Origin of the sequence: Streptococcus mitis (assembly GCF_000960025.1) — a bacterium.
GTDB classification, from domain to species: Bacteria; Bacillota; Bacilli; order Lactobacillales; family Streptococcaceae; genus Streptococcus; species Streptococcus mitis_DH.
Window position 1 is genome coordinate 713287 of sequence record NZ_JYGQ01000001.1, and the last position, 16116, is coordinate 729402.

Here is a 16116-nt window from a genome sequence, read left to right on the forward strand (position 1 = left end):
CTATTCTGGGATTTGTTGGGTGATACAGTGGATATTGCCACCACCTAAGAGAATATCTCTGGCTGGTATTCCGACTACTTTACGCTCTGGGAAACACTTACTGAGGATATCTAAGGATACTTGGTCGTTTTTATCTTGAAACTGGGGAACCAAGACTGCCTTGTTAGCAATATAGAAATTGACATAGGAAGCAGCAAGCCTTTCACCTGCGTATCGCTCTTCTTCTCCTTCTTCATAGATGTAGCCTGGTAAATCCTCTTTGGTTACAACTTGATGAAGAGCTGGAATTGGAAGTTTATGAATGGTGAACTGACGACCTTTTGCATCTGTTTCCTTTTCTAAAAGCGCTAAATCAGCTGCTGACATGGCATATTGAGGATCGCTTTTGTCGTCTGTCCAAGCCAAAACAAGCTCAGCAGGACCAACAAAGGCAGCAACATTGTCAACGTGTTCATTGGTTTCGTCCTGATAAATACCATAAGGAAGCCAGATAACTTTTTCAGCTCCAAGGCACTCTAATAAGGTATTCTCAATTTCCTCTTTAGTCAGATGAGGATTGCGACCAGGGCTAAGCAAGCAACTTTCAGTCACGAGAATGGTTCCTTGACCATCGCTATGTATCGCTCCGCCTTCTAGGACAAAAGGTTTAGCATCATAAACAGGCATTTCCAAGGCCTCAGCAAAACGACTGGCTACTTGGTTATCATCTTCATAATCTTGATAAAGACCATCAACAGCACCACCCCAAGCATTGAAAGACCAGTCTACTGCCAACTTTTCCCTTTTATCATTAAGGAGAATGGTTGGGCCAGTATCACGCGCCCAGGCATCATTGGTGGGAATGTCTAAATAAACAACGCTATCTTCAAGGTAGTCTTGGGCTTCAGCTAAGTAGTCTTGGTCCACCAAAAGATAGACTCTTTCCCCTTCTGCTATGGTCTTAATAATCTGGCTGAAAGCTCTTTTGGTAGCCTTTCCTTGAAAGGGCCATGAACCTGGTCGAGTCGGCCATATCATGAGGGTACCATGATGAGGTTCGTACTCTGCTGGCATGCGATAGCCTAATTTTTTGGGACTTTCCTTCATGATAATCTCCCTTTAAAGTCTTGATAGCCGAAGGCTTTGACTAAACTACAGTCTCCCTGCTCGTCCATGAGATAGAGACTTGGCAATCCAATACCATTAAAGGTATTATTTTTGACAAAGGAATAAATGGCCATATCTTCAAAATAAAGTCTGTCTCCGATTTGAACTGGATTTTCAAAGCTGTAATCACCAATCACATCGCCCGTCAGACAGGTATTAGAAGAAAGTCTATAGGTATGGGCTTTTTCCTGTGCCTCAAAGCCATTTCTCAAAGGTGGACGATAGGGCATCTCAAGTACGTCAGGCATATGGCAGGTCGCAGAGGCATCTAAAACCAAGATTTCCATACCGTTTTCGACAATATCCAATACTTCAGTCGCTAGATAACCTGCATTGAGCGCAATGGCTTCACCAGGCTCGATATAGATTTCAAGATTGTAAGTTTCTCGGATACGCTTGATTTCTGAAATCAGCAAATCCACATCGTAACCTTCTCTTGTGATATGGTGTCCGCCCCCCATATTGAGCCATTTGACCTCATGTAAGTACGAACCAAATTGCGCTTCTACTGCTTTCAAAGTTGTCTGTAAATCATCTGCTCCCTGCTCGCAAAGGGTATGAAAATGAAGTCCGTCAACCAAATCCAGCAAATCACTAGGAATCTTGTCTAGAGTGACTCCAAAACGGGAGCCAGGTGCACAAGGGTTATAGAGCGCATGGTCACCCTGTGTTGAACACTGAGGATTGAGACGTAAACCAACACTGACACCAGCATCCCGACAACGGGCCCCATGTTTACGCAACTGTCTCTCTGAGTTAAAGACGATATGGTCTGTTATCTCCAGCAATTCCTCCAAGTCTGCATCCTTGAAAGCTGGCGCAAAAACATGAACTTCCCCCGGGAACTCTTCTCTAGCGAGCTTAGCTTCATAGAGACCACTTGCAGTTGTTCCAGATAGATACTGGCTAATCAAGGGATAGGTTTTGTAGAGGGAATATGCCTTCTGGGCAAGTAAAATCTTGCAGCCGGCCTCTTCTTGTACATAGTGTAGAATGCGGCAATTGGCTTCTAACTTGGCCAAGTCAATAACATAAGCTGGTGTTGGTACTTGTTCTAGCTTCATCAGTCCACCATTTGTGGATTCTCAACCACAACCCAAGGCAAACCATACTTATTCAATGCTTCCATGAATGGATCTGGATCCAACTCTTCAAGATTGTAAACTCCAGCTTGTTTCCAAGTACCGTTCATAACCAATTTTGTCCCAATCATGGCTGGAACTCCTGTCGTGTAAGAAATTGCTTGTGAACCAACTTCTGCGTAACATTCCTGATGGTCGCAAACATTGTAGATGTAGATGGTCTTTTCAACGCCATCTTTTACACCTGTAAAGATACATCCAATATTGGTTTTACCTACAGTACGTGGGCCAAGGCTAGCAGGATCTGGAAGCAAGGCTTTCAAAAATTGAATTGGAACAATTTCTTGGCCGTTAAAGTTAATGGTATCCGTACGAAGGAGTCCAACATTTTCAAGACATTTCATGTGCGTCAAGTATGATTGACCAAAAGTCATAAAGAAACGAATGCGTTTGACACCTGGAATGTTCTTGGCCAATGATTCGATTTCTTCATGGTGAAGGAGATACATGTCTTTTTGTCCAACTTGAGGGAAATCGTACTCGCGTTTGATAGACACTGCTTCGACTTCGACCCATTTTCCATCTTCCCAGTAAGAACCTGGCGCAGAAACCTCGCGTAGATTGATTTCTGGATTAAAATTTGTTGCAAATGGATAACCGTGGTCACCACCATTACAGTCTAAAATGTCGATATAGTGGATTTCATCAAAATAGTGTTTGAGAGCATAGGCAGAAAAGACACTAGTCACACCTGGGTCAAAACCAGATCCAAGCAGAGCAGTCAAGCCTGCCTCTTTGAATTTCTCCTGATAAGCCCATTGCCATGAGTAGTCAAAGTAGGCTGTAAAACCAAGTTCCTTACAACGTTTCTCATAGATGGCACGCCATTCAGGGTCTTCTGTGTCTTCTGCTTCGTAGTTGGCTGTATCGATATAGTGAACACCTGTTGCCAAACAAGCGTCCATAATGGTTAAATCTTGATATGGTAAAGCTACGTTCAAAACAGCTTCTGGTTTATAGCTTTCAATCAGGGCAATCACTTCTTCAACCTTGTCAGCATCAAGAGCAGCTGTCTCAATTTTTGTACTTGTTTTGCCTTCTAGCTTCGATTTCAAGTCATCACATTTTGACTTAGTACGGCTGGCAATCATAATCTCTGTAAAGGTTTCGCTATCTTGACAAATCTTTGAAATAGCAACTTGGGCAACGCCCCCACATCCAATAACTAATAAACGACTCATTTTTTTCCTTCCTCTTCTTCTAAAATGTCTTCTACATACTTAGGCAACATGAAGGCCCCCACATGTAAGTTTGCAGTGTAGTATTCTGTGAAAAGCTGGCGTTTTTTCCAGCCTTCCTTGTCAAAATCTTTGACAGGGTGGTATTTTTTCGAAGCAAATCCAAACAACCAATAACCAGCAGGGCTGGTTGGGATATGGGCTTGATATACCCGACTGATTGGAAAGGCTTGATTGACCTTGCGGTGCATGCTTCGGCAAGCCGACTCATCCTCGTCAAAGAAGGGACTCCCATGCTGGTAAATCATGATACCGTCTTCTTTCAAGGCTCTGTAACTGTTACCGTAAAATTCCTTGGTAAAGAGCCCTTCCGTATGACCAAATGGATCTGTCGCATCGTTGATAATGATATCGTAATCATCTTCGCAGTTTCGCAAAAAGCGTAGCCCATTTTGGTAGTAAATTGTGACACGAGGATCATCTAGCCCCGCAGCAAAGTCTGGAAAATACTCACGACAGACTTCAACCAACATCTCATCCGGTTCCACAATATCGATTTGTTCCAGCTCAGGATAGAGGGTTAATACTTGGGCGACACCGCCATCACCACCCCCAATAACCAATACTTTCTTGGGATTTGGGTGGACAGCCATGGGAACGTGGACGGTCATTTCATTGTAGACAAAATCATCCGCATCTGAGAACAAAACATGCCCATTTAAAATTAAAATCTTTCCAAAAGCTGGCGTATCCAAGACTTCGATATCCTGCCATTCACTTTTACCAGCGTAGAGTTGTTTGGCTGTTCTCAGGGACAATTTCACATCTGGAGTATGAACTTCAGAAAACCATAAATCCATCTAGTTCTCCTTTCCCTTAATGACGTTAATGTGATTGACCTCAGGATCTTCCGTCCCTTGGAGGGAACAACCACGTTCCTTGGCAAATTGGATATAATCGACAATTTCTCGTGTAATGCGTTCACCAGGAGCCAAGATAGGAATCCCTGGAGGATAGCACATGACAAATTCCCCACAGATCTGTCCAACAGATTCGTCTAAAGACAAACTTTTTCTCTCTGAATAGAAGGCTTCCTGAGGAGAAAGGATCAACTCGGGCTGGATATATTCTCCAGCTATCAAGTCCTTCCCATCTCGTGAGTATAGTCTCTTGATATCAGCCAAAGCACCGACCAAGCGCTCGATGTCTTGGATGCGGTCACCAATCGAAATATAGGCCAAGATATTGCCAATATCACCAAACTCAATCTGAATGTCGTATTCGTCTCGTAAGAGGTCATAAACCTCGATACCTGTTAAACCAATACCCTGAGTGTAAACCGACAGCTTGGTTACATCAAAATCACAGACCGACACACCATCTATTAACTCTTTTGAGTAGGCATAGTAGCCACCGATAGCATTAATTTCACGACGAGCATACTCAGACATCTCAATGACCTTCTCAAACGAATCTCTACCACGAAGGGCTAGATTACGACGTGAAATATCCAGACTAGCCATCAACAAATAAGAGGCGGATGTTGACTGGGTCAGGTTGATGATCTGACGAACGTATTCAGGATTCATCTGCTCCCCGATTAAAAGAAGCGAACTTTGGGTCAAACTCCCACCAGACTTATGCATGGAAACTGCTGCCATATCAGCACCTGCATCCATAGCAGAAATTGGAAGTTTATCTGTAAAATGCAAATGCGCTCCGTGGGCCTCATCTACCAAAACCATCATACCAGCTTCATGAGCCATTTTTATCAATCCCCTTAGGTCTGAACAGATTCCATAGTAAGTAGGATTGTTAATCAAAATGGCCTTGGCATCTGGATGGTCCTTTATTGCCTGTGCTACTCGGTCATTTTCAAGACCTAAAGCGATACCAATTTTAGGGTTCACACTCATCTCGATATAGATGGGAATGGCACCACATAGAACCAACGCATTAATAGCAGATTTGTGGACATTACGTGGCAGAATAATCTTATCTCCAGCCTTGCAGGTGGAAAGAATCATGGTCTGCACCGATGAGGTTGTTCCTCCTATCATTAGAAAAGCATGACTAGCTCCAAAAGCATCTGCAGCCAGCTCCTCTGCATCCCGAATAATCGAAATGGGGTGACCAAGATTATCCAAGGGTTTCATCGAATTAACATCAATGCCTACACATTTTTCACCTAAGAGTTCTACAAGTTCTGGATTTCCCCGTCCACGCTTGTGACCTGGAACATCAAAGGGAACAATCCTTTTCTTGCGTAACTTCACCAAGGCCTCATAAATTGGGGCTTGATTTTGATCTAACTCCTTCAAGACATACTCCTTTCCATATTTTTAGAACCTTATGAAAACTAAGGAACTAAAGGTTTACTCATGAAAAAAGAGCAGGATTTCACCTGCTCTGCAATCTTCTGACGTTTTTATGTTTGTTTCTGTTGAGTATGTCTGTTCCCGATGTTTCCTAACTCTCTAGTAGCAAATATTACGTACTTTATTGATCGTTTCACAAGATGACGTGTGCTTTCACCACACTAAAAATTTATGAATTAGGACAAGTGTCCTAACATCAACTTATAAAAGTAGGCTTTTAACCCTATCAATAATGTGGTTTTTCAACCACGCTTCGGCATTCAACCCTGCCTGTCCGTAGGCATTTTTTACTCGGGTTTATATTTGCTAGAAAACATCATCTCATTTTCTAAGCCTCATTACTATATCATGTTTCCAAGAACTTGTAAAGCCTTTTACGAAAAAAATATAAAAAAGTTCGCAAAATATTTGGATTTTATTTGATTTAATACTCATTATTCTCTTGTAAACGATTATAAAGTGAACAAAATGTTTATCGTATTTAATTTAAAATTTTTATGCTATTCAATACTCTTTACATTCGATGTTTGTTCTATCAGAGAAGATGTCGACATTTTTATATCATTAAAATCGTGCAACTTTTTTCAGATACTTTTAAAAGATTGATTTCCTTATATTTTTCCTTTATACTGGATAAAAAGGAGAATAATATGTCAGAAACAAATCACGAAATTGATTCAAATTTTGCAGGTCGTTTAAATATCCTGCGTGCTGGTGTTCTTGGTGCTAATGATGGAATTATTTCCATCGCTGGTGTGGTTATCGGGGTGGCCAGTGCTACCAGTAATATCTGGATTATCTTTTTATCAGGATTTGCAGCTATTTTGGCAGGTGCCTTTTCAATGGCTGGTGGAGAATATGTATCCGTTTCAACTCAAAAAGATACCGAGGAAGCAGCCGTTGTGCGTGAGCAAGTCTTGCTAGACCAAGATATGGAGCTAGCTAAAAAGTCTCTCTACGCTGCCTATATTCAAAATGGCGAGTGTGAAACATCAGCCCAACTTCTCACCAACAAGGCCTTTCTTAAAAACCCGCTCAAGGCTTTGGTAGAGGAAAAATATGGGATTGAGTATGAAGAGTTTACCAATCCTTGGCATGCTGCTATCTCTAGCTTTATTTCTTTTTTCCTTGGTAGCTTACCACCCATGCTTTCAATTACCATTTTCCCAAGTGAATATCGCATCCCTGCTACTGTCCTTATTGTCGGTGTAGCCCTTCTTCTCACTGGCTACACTAGTGCCAAACTTGGAAAGGCTCCAACCAAAACAGCTATGATTCGGAACCTTGCTATTGGTCTCTTGACCATGGGAGTTACCTTCCTGCTCGGACAACTTTTCAGCATTTAGAACAAAAAAACACCTCGATTTTGAAGTCGAGGTATCTTTTTTTTACATTTGTACAATCTTGCGATAGCTTCTAGAAGTAATCATGAAAATCAGCACATAGGCGATGAGGAAGATAGCGCAGATAGACAAGGTCACAATCAACATCATATTCGTATCTATTACACCAATCACTTTTAAAATCAGACTAAGCATATGGTAGGCAAAGGCTAGATGTATGAAGGCAAAAAGCAAAGGAAGGAAGAAAACAGTTAAAACCTGTTTGTTGATGGTTTGCTTGATTTGCTTTTGATCTAAACCGACTTTCTGCAAGATAATAAAGCGCTCACGGTCTTCATAGCCTTCAGAAATTTGTTTGTAATAGATGACCAGAACGGTTCCGACCATAAAGATAATGGATAGGAAAATACCGATAAAGAAGACACCACCAAAGAGGGCACTCATTTGAGCACTAGCATCTGCTAGATTGCTACCATACACATAGCTACCTTCAGTGTTTAATTGAGCATTAAACTTTTGTAAGTATTTTTCATATTCTTCAGCGACTTTGAGTTGTTCTTCTTCACTGATATTTACATTTATACCACCGTAAAGCTGATTATAGATAGCCGAATCTGGAAATTGATCTAAAAATGCTTGTAAATCAGGTACAACAAGGTAATTGTAATCAGTAGTAAAAATATTAAACTGATTTGGGACATGGTTCACAATAAAATCTGTATTAAATTCTTCTTTTACAGAAAATTGATGGTTATTTAGAGTTAGAGCTTTCTGTCCTTTCAGTCCATCATTCTTAGCGAAGAGGCCGACCTCATTGCCTGATAGAGAAAGCTTCTGACCAGTCATATTTTCATAGTCTTTTTGGTCAAATACCATGAAGACTGTTTTAGGTTGGACACGATTTTGTCCCCTTTCAAAAATGGTTAACTTGGTTCCTTCTTGATTTGCAATACCAAAGTTACTGTAACGAAGCACTTCTTTCTCTTTGACACTATAACCTTTGTCACTTGCAAACTGGCTCAAGAGTTTGTCCAAATCTTCTTTTTCAACATTTTGTCCAGTAATGCCAAAGTCATGCGGATTCATCACTTTTTTAAAGGATTCTGAAGCATTGAAAATGCTTGTCGCGGCTGACATGGTTACCAAAACCATTGTTGATAAAATAGCGATAGTTGCTAGTCCAACCGCATTTTTCTTCATACGGAAAATCAAGTTGGAAACAGAGATAAGATTATTTGGTTGGTAATAGTATTTCTTGTTTTTCTTTAAGATTTGAAGGAAAACGGTAATTCCTGCATTAAACAATAGATAGGTACCAAAGATAACCAGCAAAACAGCTAAGAAGAAGATTGTTAGGGCTGTAAGAGGATCTTTTACAGTAAGCGCAAGATAATAACCAATACCTAAACTAATCGCACCAAGAATAGTTTGGAGAGGAAGGAAACGTCCTTTTTTCTCACCACTAGCTTTTTCACGAGAAAGCTGGAGAGCATTCATACGGGCGATTCGAAGGGCATTCAGGAACATGAGGCCTAGGAAAATCAAACCAAAGACAACAAGTACTGCAATGACAACATTCATTTGAAAGGTAGCGACCAGTTCAACCTTCAATTTCATTAGCTTGAGCAAGAAAGCGAAAATCAACTTGTCAAACAAGGCTCCAATACCGATACCCGCTCCAACAGTTAGAATCCCAAATAGCACTAACTCCTTAAAGGTCATACTGATAAGATGACGCTTCTCCAAGCCCAACATGCCATAAATTCCCAGTTCCTTGGACCGGTTTTTCATAACAAAACTATTGGCGTAAAGGACGATAATAGCTGACGCAAGGGTGACGACAAACATACCAAATCCAAGTGTAGCCTGAATGGTTGTTCCTCCACGGATTTCAGCAATCTTGGGATTGAAGGTTAGAGAGTAAAAGAGATAGGTGACAGTGACTGCCAAAAGAACAGCCAGCGCAAAAGGATAGTAGAGTTTGCGGTTTTTAATCAAGTTCGATACCGCTAACTTATTGGTTAATCGAAACATACTAATTCACCTCGCTTGCCATGACAGTCAAGGTATCAGAAATTTCTTGGAACATCTGACGTTCTGTCTTCTCTCCACGGTAGATTTGGTTGTAAAGAATGCCGTCTTTGATAAAGAGTACACGTTTAGCTCTGCTAGCTGCTGCTGTTGAGTGGGTTACCATAAGAATGGTTTGGCCGCGCTCATTGATTTCATCAAAGACATCAAGTAAGGCTGCAGATGACTTGGAATCAAGGGCTCCTGTTGGCTCATCCGCAAGGAGAATTTCAGGTTCTGTGATGATGGCGCGGGCTACTGCTACACGCTGTTTCTGACCACCAGAAATCTCGTAAGGGTACTTCTCTTGCAATTGGTTGATACCTAGATTCTCAGCTGTCACCACCAATTTCTTCATCATCTCCGTAATGGGTCTTCTTGACAAGACAAGCGGAAGCAAGATATTATCCTTTACAGAGAGAGTATCTAGCAAGTTAAAGTCTTGGAAGACAAAGCCCAGCTTTTCACGACGGAAGCTAGAAGCCTGTGAATTTTTAATGGTTGCTGTATCAGTTCCATTCAGATAAACCTGACCACGAGTTGGTTTATCCAGCATAGCTAGGATATTGAGAAGAGTTGATTTACCAGAACCAGACTCACCCATGATGGCAACGTAGTCACCCTTTTCGACGGTAAAGTGAATATCCTTGAGAGCTTCTACTTGGTTGCCCTGAAAACGAGTTTTATAAATTTTTTGAACGTGTTTTACATCTAAAAGTGTCATGAGAATCTCCTTTCTTAATATCCCATCAAATGAAATGTCTCTTGCATCATAGCGCATCCCAGCTGAACACGCTCGATTTCTTTGTGACTTGGTTTTCTAGTTTTCTTATGTAAGATTTGTTTCATGATGTTACTCCTTTGTTCTTTATGAGTCTAGTTTACATCAAAAAAAGACTGCTTGCCATAACCTAACCTTACAAAAGAGACTTTAATCTTACATTTTTGTAAGATTGGAGAGTTTTTTGAAAATATCTACTATACGAAGTCCTATAATCACTTGTTTTATTTTTAAAAAAGGAGTAAAATATAATTGTGAAAAGGCTTTCTTCGATACCTTGTAAAACTTTAGTTTTTTAGTGCTTACTTTAAAAAGTAGTAAGCTATAATTCGCATAACTGCAATGAAGAGGGAGGTTGATCTCCCTCTTTTTTAGAAAGAGGTTCCTATGAAACGTATATTTCTCTTCATCAGCAATCTTCTTCTGGCACTCTTTCTGATTGGTGCTTTGTCCTTTTGGAAAGACTCTCTTCCACAAATCCTGTTCCCAGGTGCAGCAGTATTAAGCGGTCAAGCAGATTATTCTACCGTTAAAGAAGAATTAAATAGTCTTGCTAAAGAACATAATAGTCTTATCGCAAGAACCATTTGGGAAGTAGATAGTGATGGAAAATCACAAACTTACTACGAAGTTTTTGGAGATGGGAAACTTCCAGACTGGATGCCTCAAGCAAGTCAAGAAAGTATCAATAAAAGTAATCTTCTCAACAATTACAATATTATCAGTGGATCGCTAACAAATCAAGAATTAGCTATTCACCTTAAACAACTTGGACTAGAAAAAGTTAATACATTTGAAAATAATAGAGTCTCCTTCGTATTGACCCTCATTGCCCAACCCAATCAACTTACTAGTCTTTTCATTTTTTTATTAACCTTTTTATCACTTATTGTTATCGGACAGATTCAATCTCTCTCTCAATCAGGAATAAGACTGATTAATGGAGAACGTCTCAGAAATCTCTTCTTTCGTTCTATCATAAGAGACGGACTTGATATCCTTCTTTTCGGCTTGCCTGCTTTCCTAATAGCTAGTGTTTTAGTAATTTACCTAGGCTATCCTTATGAAATTCAGACTTTTTTAGTAATACTATTTATTTTTTATAATAGCCTGCTTCTCTTGCTAAGTCTTCTCATCGCTTTTCTTTTTACTATTTCTTTAAAAAGAGTTCATCTTATCTCTATCATTAAAGGAAAATTACCAATTAAGTCAATTTTACGTATTCTTTACTTTGGTCAAGCTCTGTCTATCTTATTAGTTATTGTAGGATTTGGGCGCTTGTCCATTGATCATCATATATTTATGAAAAATGAGGCTGGACAAGCTACTTGGAAACAACACTCCAATATTGTTAATCTTCAAACAGGTCGTTCAAGTCAAAGAAAAAATATAGATGAACTCAAAATGAATGCTAATAAATGGTTTGACTTTATTCAATATTCTTTAGAAAATGGAAATGCCTTTCTAGTCAAACATAATCTCGCTATTCAAGCTATAAAACATTCTCTTTCAACTCATAATGATTCTGAACAAAATCCCTATGACTTGGAAGGGAAAAATATTCTCTATGTAACACCTGACTACTTCAAAAAAGAAGGTATAGAGTTAACATCAGAAACCTTTAAAAAAATCAATAATCTAAAAGATGGACAGGTTCTTGTAATACTACCTCAAGAACAAAAGAAAAATGAGGAACAAATAAAACAAAACATACAAGAAGATTTAACTAATCGATTATACAATAGTGATACAAAGCATAGAGTCGAAGTTAGTATAACTTATACTGATCAAAAAAAAGATGTATTCATTTATAATACTACCCATATTTCTTATGATCAATGGTTGTCAACCCCTATTTTTATCGTAGTTTCTCCTAAGGCACTTGGAAAAGATTCTTCTATATTTTGGTTTACGAATCTAGAATATCTCTATTTTAACGATTTACAGCAAACACAAGAACTTTTGAAGTACTATCAACTTGATCCTATGATTTCAGGATTATCCTTTGCTAGAGAGACCTACCTCCAGTTAAATCAAAAAATTAAAATCGAAATTTTTAGTAACTTAGCAAGTGCTATATTTGCTATTTTGACTTCAATTTTGCTGTTTACAAGTTTAAATCTACTCTATTTTGAAGCCTTTCGCAAAACCATATTCTTGAAAAAAATAGCTGGTTATTATTTCTTTGAATTACACTGTAGATATATCACTTCTCAAATAATAGCTCTCTTTGTCGGAAGTAGTCTAGCTTTCATTATTTCTAAGAATATCTGGATTACCCTGATTTTATTTCTCAGTTTTTCAGGTTCAGCTGTTTCTCTATTGAAAATCTGTGATAAAAAGGAAAGTAAAACTTATGCTAGCATTATCAAAGGAGGATAGTATGATTGAATTACAACATATTTGGAAACAATTTGGTTCTCGTGTCATTTTTTCAGACTTGAGTCTTAATTTTCAAGGTGGTATGGTGTATGCATTGATAGGAGATAGTGGTTGTGGCAAAACCACTTTGCTGAATATGCTAGCAAAACTAGAGACTTTCGATAAAGGGGAAATATTTTACAAAGGAAATCCTTTGACTTCAATAAAAAATGAGGAATTTTATCGTAACGAACTTGGCTATCTCTTCCAGAACTTTGGACTATTAGAAAGTCAGACCATTCGAGAAAACCTTGAGCTGGGAATGATTGGTAAAAAAAAGAACAAGAAACAAGAAAAAGAGAGACTTCTTCTTCAAGCACTGCAAGCTGTAAGACTGGATTATCTAAGTCTCAACCAAAAAATCTATGAATTATCTGGTGGTGAAGCTCAACGTGTAGCACTTGCCAAAATTATCCTGAAAAATCCTCCTTTGATTCTAGCTGATGAACCAACCGCCTCACTAGACCCTAAAAATTCCAAGGAAATTATGGAAATTCTCCTTGAACTTCGTAATGCTAATAGAACAATTATCATCGCAACTCACAGTCCTAGTATTTGGAAAATGGCTGATCAAGTAATTCGTCTTTCTAAAGACGAAACAGATTATAATTAAATACCAAAATCCCTTGTAGCTAAATAACCACAAGGGATTTTCATCATTTATGCTACTTCTTTTAAGTAACATAGTGCAAATAATAAATATTTCCTGTTAAACCTCACCAAAACCAGCCTTCATTATCGTCAATGGCTTGGGCTTCTTTGCGTTTGCGTGGGCCTGTTCCATACATTTCTGCTTCAATTTCTTCCTTGGTAGGCATGATAGAAGCTAGGATGATATAGATAATCACGCCAAGGCCAAAGTTTGCGACTGTAAAAATGGCAAACAGGAAACGAACAAGGGTAACATCAAAGTTCCACTTATCTGACAGACCTGCCAGAACTCCTGAAATCATGCGATTTCGTCTCATTTTATAAAATTTACTGTTCATGATTTTTCCTCTTTCTGCTAGGTTAGACATAGTATATCACGGGTAGGCTCGGCTTTCATCAGTCCTCAGGCTGATTTATTAGTAGCAATTTACCTCGACAAAGTCCACAGCGATAGCGTTTGGTATCAATCCTACGCTTGCGATGATACCTTTGCTGGCAGGATTGACAACGATAAAGTTTGAGTGGTTTAGAGTGGCTATTTGTCAAGGAGGGCACAAAGCGTAATCCATCCACTGCTTTCAACAGTTCCTTAAAATCCCGATCCTTGTGTTGATAGCCCTTCCCTTGAAAATAGAGGTGATAATGACAGAGTTCATGGCGGACAATTTTCCTAAAAACATCCAGACCGAGTTCCTGATAAACCTTGGGATTAAAATCCAAATGCCCATCTTTGGGGAAAAATCGCCCACCTGTCGAACGTAGACGCCTATTCCACTGAACATGATGGATAAAAGGTTTGCCGAAGTCTTCTAGTGAAACCTGCTTAACGTAATCAGTCAGTTTCATTTGGAGCGAGGAGCGACAGATTGACTTTTTCACGTTCAGTATCGATTTTCTTAACCCAAACCGTTACCAAATCTCCGACTGACACTACTTGGCTAGGATGTTTGATAAATTTGCGACTCATATGGGAAATGTGAATCAAGCCGTCTTCGTGAATTCCAATGTCAACGAAGGCACCAAAGTCAACTACATTACGCACCACACCCTCTAGCTTCTGGCCAACCACTAAGTCTTTGATGTCTAGGACATCTTGGCGAAGCACAGGTGCATCAAAGGAATCACGGAAATCTCGACCTGGTTTGAGAAGGTCTGCAATGATATCTTTAAGAGTTTCTGGTCCAAGGTCTAGCTCTTGCGCCATTTCCTTGACTGAAAGCGACTTGAGTTTGCCTTGGGCTTCTTCGTTTAGGTCTTTAATATCTAAACGTTTGAAGAGTTCCTTAACGGCAACGTAATTTTCTGGGTGAACTCCTGTATTATCAAGGATGTTGCTACTTTCAGGGATACGAAGGAAACCAGCTGCCTGTTCAAAAGCCTTAGCACCCAGACGAGGAACTTTCTTGATTTGGGCGCGTGAAGTGATTTTTCCCTCTTCCTCACGGTATTTGACGATATTTTCAGAAATGGTTTTATTGAGTCCAGCTACGTGTGAAAGAAGAGCTGGGCTGGCCGTATTAATATTAACACCGACTTGGTTCACCACGGTATCCACGACAAAATCCAGACTTTCAGACAATTTCTTCTGGCTGACATCGTGTTGGTATTGACCGACACCAATTGACTTAGGATCGATTTTGACCAATTCCGCAAGAGGATCTTGCAAACGACGGGCGATAGAAATGGCAGAGCGTTTTTCAACGGTCAAGTCTGGAAACTCCTGACGAGCAAGTTCGCTAGCAGAATAGACAGAAGCACCACTTTCATTTACAATGACATAACTAACCTCAGGAAAATCTTTAAGAACTTCCGCCACAAAAGCTTCACTTTCACGACTGGCCGTTCCATTACCGATGGCAATAATCTCTACATCGTATTGACCAATCAAGTCTGCCAGATCTTTCTTGGATTCTTCGATTTGACGAGCCGATGCTGGTTTGACAGGATAAATGACCTGAGTTGTCAGCATTTTTCCTGTTGCATCCACGACAGCTAGCTTGGCACCTGTACGAAAGGCAGGGTCAAATCCAAGAACCACGCGCCCTTTCAGCGGAGCAACCAAGAGGAGATTGCGCAGATTGTCAGAAAAGAGTTGGATAGCTCCTTCTTCTGCTTTCTCAGTTAGTTCTGTCCGAATACGACGCTCGATAGCAGGCAAGACTTTTTTCTTAACTGACTGTTGAACAACTTCATCTATATAGGTATTTTTGACCTTGAAACGAGCAGCAAAGAAGGCAAGAATACGGTCCGTTGCATGTTCAAATCCGACCTTCAAGACACCTAGCTTCTCCCCACGATTGAGGGCTAAGGTACGATAGCCTTGCATATTTCCAACCGTCTCTGAAAAATCATAATAAATCTGAAAAACCTGCTTTTCATCAAGACTTTCATCCTTGACTTGAGAAGTGAGTTTAGAGTGTCTCAGTACCTCCTGATAAGTCATGGAACGCAAGGTCACATCTTCCGACAAGGCTTCGACCAAGATATCAACTGCACCAGACAAGGCTTCCTTACCAGTCGCAAATCCTTCACAGACAAACTTTTCAGCCTCTTTTTCTAAATCAGCTACATTCTGCAAAATCAAGCGAGCAAGTGGGAAGAGTCCGGCTTCACGAGCAATGGTTGCCTTGGTCCGACGCTTTTCCTTGTATGGAAGATAGAGCTCTTCTACGTCTGCTAATTTTTCGGCAGCTAAGATAGCTTCTTCCAACTCCTTGGTCAGCTTGCCTTGCTCTTGAATCTTAGCTAAAACAGCTTCCTTACGGTCGTTGAGATTGGTCAGACTTTTATCCAAGTCAATAATGGCCTTAATTGCCACCTCATCCAGACTACCAGTCATGTCCTTGCGATAACGCGCGATAAAGGGAATAGTCGCCCCTTCAGCTGTCAAACTTAGAACGGTATCAATTTGCTTTAGCGTCACTCCCAAATCCTGGGAGATTTTTTCATATTTTTTATCCATGAATCTATTATACCACAAGCTATACGTTTCAAATTAGCTCTTAC

13 protein-coding genes are annotated in these 16116 nt (G+C 39.9%); 3 read left to right on the forward strand and 10 right to left on the reverse strand.

Annotated elements, in window-relative coordinates; translation table 11 throughout:
* The 5 genes from aguA to TZ91_RS03710 are packed head-to-tail and all read right to left on the reverse strand — an operon-like array spanning position 1 to position 5787.
* Complete coding sequence (gene aguA / locus TZ91_RS03690) at positions 1-1086, reverse strand: agmatine deiminase (RefSeq protein WP_033686977.1); 1086 nt, start codon at positions 1084-1086, stop codon at positions 1-3.
* On the reverse strand, positions 1083-2210 hold the full coding sequence (gene nspC / locus TZ91_RS03695; RefSeq protein ID WP_033686978.1) for a carboxynorspermidine decarboxylase: 1128 nt from the start codon (positions 2208-2210) through the stop codon (positions 1083-1085). Before nspC ends, aguA begins: the two co-directional genes overlap by 4 nt.
* Positions 2210-3469, reverse strand: a complete 1260-nt coding sequence (locus TZ91_RS03700) for a saccharopine dehydrogenase family protein (protein ID WP_033686979.1) — start codon at positions 3467-3469, stop codon at positions 2210-2212. Before TZ91_RS03700 ends, nspC begins: the two co-directional genes overlap by 1 nt.
* Positions 3466-4326 carry a polyamine aminopropyltransferase gene (gene speE / locus TZ91_RS03705; RefSeq protein ID WP_000366713.1) on the reverse strand — a complete coding sequence of 287 codons (861 nt, stop codon included), beginning with the start codon at positions 4324-4326 and terminating at the stop codon, positions 3466-3468. Before speE ends, TZ91_RS03700 begins: the two co-directional genes overlap by 4 nt.
* On the reverse strand, positions 4327-5787 hold the full coding sequence (locus tag TZ91_RS03710; RefSeq protein ID WP_033686980.1) for an aminotransferase class I/II-fold pyridoxal phosphate-dependent enzyme: 1461 nt from the start codon (positions 5785-5787) through the stop codon (positions 4327-4329).
* Between the two features lie 707 nt (positions 5788-6494).
* Between TZ91_RS03710 and TZ91_RS03715 the strand changes: the two genes are divergently transcribed.
* Positions 6495-7190 (forward strand): VIT1/CCC1 transporter family protein, encoded by a 696-nt coding sequence (locus TZ91_RS03715; RefSeq protein ID WP_045597092.1) that lies wholly within the window; start codon positions 6495-6497, stop codon positions 7188-7190.
* A gap of 42 nt (positions 7191-7232) precedes the next feature.
* On the opposite strand, the gene TZ91_RS03720 is transcribed toward TZ91_RS03715, so the two are convergent.
* Together TZ91_RS03720 and TZ91_RS03725 are read right to left on the reverse strand one after the other, a co-directional pair.
* On the reverse strand, positions 7233-9221 hold the full coding sequence (locus TZ91_RS03720; protein WP_033686981.1) for an ABC transporter permease: 1989 nt from the start codon (positions 9219-9221) through the stop codon (positions 7233-7235).
* A gap of 1 nt (position 9222) precedes the next feature.
* Positions 9223-9981: an ABC transporter ATP-binding protein gene (locus TZ91_RS03725; protein ID WP_000173372.1), complete on the reverse strand. Its 759-nt coding sequence runs from the start codon at positions 9979-9981 to the stop codon at positions 9223-9225.
* A gap of 444 nt (positions 9982-10425) precedes the next feature.
* Between TZ91_RS03725 and TZ91_RS03730 the strand changes: the two genes are divergently transcribed.
* Complete coding sequence (locus TZ91_RS03730; protein ID WP_033686982.1) at positions 10426-12420, forward strand: DUF1430 domain-containing protein; 1995 nt, start codon at positions 10426-10428, stop codon at positions 12418-12420.
* A 1-nt stretch (position 12421) separates the two neighbouring features.
* Positions 12422-13072, forward strand: coding sequence for an ABC transporter ATP-binding protein (locus tag TZ91_RS03735; RefSeq protein ID WP_033686983.1), 651 nt, complete (start codon positions 12422-12424; stop codon positions 13070-13072).
* A 103-nt stretch (positions 13073-13175) separates the two neighbouring features.
* Here TZ91_RS03735 and TZ91_RS03740 read toward each other — a convergent pair whose 3' ends face one another.
* From TZ91_RS03740 to TZ91_RS03750, 3 genes are read right to left on the reverse strand one after another with little or no spacing between them, the layout of a single operon-like run.
* Positions 13176-13448, reverse strand: coding sequence for a PspC domain-containing protein (locus TZ91_RS03740; RefSeq protein WP_001085044.1), 273 nt, complete (start codon positions 13446-13448; stop codon positions 13176-13178).
* Between the two features lie 58 nt (positions 13449-13506).
* Entirely contained in the window at positions 13507-13956 is a 450-nt protein-coding gene (locus tag TZ91_RS03745) for a SprT family protein (protein ID WP_033686984.1), read from the reverse strand.
* Entirely contained in the window at positions 13943-16072 is a 2130-nt protein-coding gene (locus tag TZ91_RS03750; protein ID WP_033686986.1) for a Tex family protein, read from the reverse strand. The genes TZ91_RS03745 and TZ91_RS03750 overlap by 14 nt, the downstream gene beginning before the upstream one ends.
* Between the last annotated feature and the right edge of the window lie 44 nt (positions 16073-16116).

Bases quoted from the DNA above. Each gene is read 5' to 3' on its own strand.
- TZ91_RS03725 (WP_000173372.1), bottom strand. From the start codon at position 9,981: ATGACACTTTTAGATGTAAAACACGTTCAAAAAATTTATAAAACTCGT.
- TZ91_RS03745 (WP_033686984.1), bottom strand. From the start codon at position 13,956: ATGAAACTGACTGATTACGTTAAGCAGGTTTCACTAGAAGACTTCGGC.
- TZ91_RS03715 (WP_045597092.1), top strand. From the start codon at position 6,495: ATGTCAGAAACAAATCACGAAATTGATTCAAATTTTGCAGGTCGTTTA.
- TZ91_RS03700 (WP_033686979.1), bottom strand. From the start codon at position 3,469: ATGAGTCGTTTATTAGTTATTGGATGTGGGGGCGTTGCCCAAGTTGCT.
- TZ91_RS03730 (WP_033686982.1), top strand. From the start codon at position 10,426: ATGAAACGTATATTTCTCTTCATCAGCAATCTTCTTCTGGCACTCTTT.
- TZ91_RS03735 (WP_033686983.1), top strand. From the start codon at position 12,422: ATGATTGAATTACAACATATTTGGAAACAATTTGGTTCTCGTGTCATT.
- aguA (WP_033686977.1), bottom strand. From the start codon at position 1,086: ATGAAGGAAAGTCCCAAAAAATTAGGCTATCGCATGCCAGCAGAGTAC.
- TZ91_RS03740 (WP_001085044.1), bottom strand. From the start codon at position 13,448: ATGAACAGTAAATTTTATAAAATGAGACGAAATCGCATGATTTCAGGA.
- TZ91_RS03720 (WP_033686981.1), bottom strand. From the start codon at position 9,221: ATGTTTCGATTAACCAATAAGTTAGCGGTATCGAACTTGATTAAAAAC.
- speE (WP_000366713.1), bottom strand. From the start codon at position 4,326: ATGGATTTATGGTTTTCTGAAGTTCATACTCCAGATGTGAAATTGTCC.
- TZ91_RS03750 (WP_033686986.1), bottom strand. From the start codon at position 16,072: ATGGATAAAAAATATGAAAAAATCTCCCAGGATTTGGGAGTGACGCTA.
- nspC (WP_033686978.1), bottom strand. From the start codon at position 2,210: ATGAAGCTAGAACAAGTACCAACACCAGCTTATGTTATTGACTTGGCC.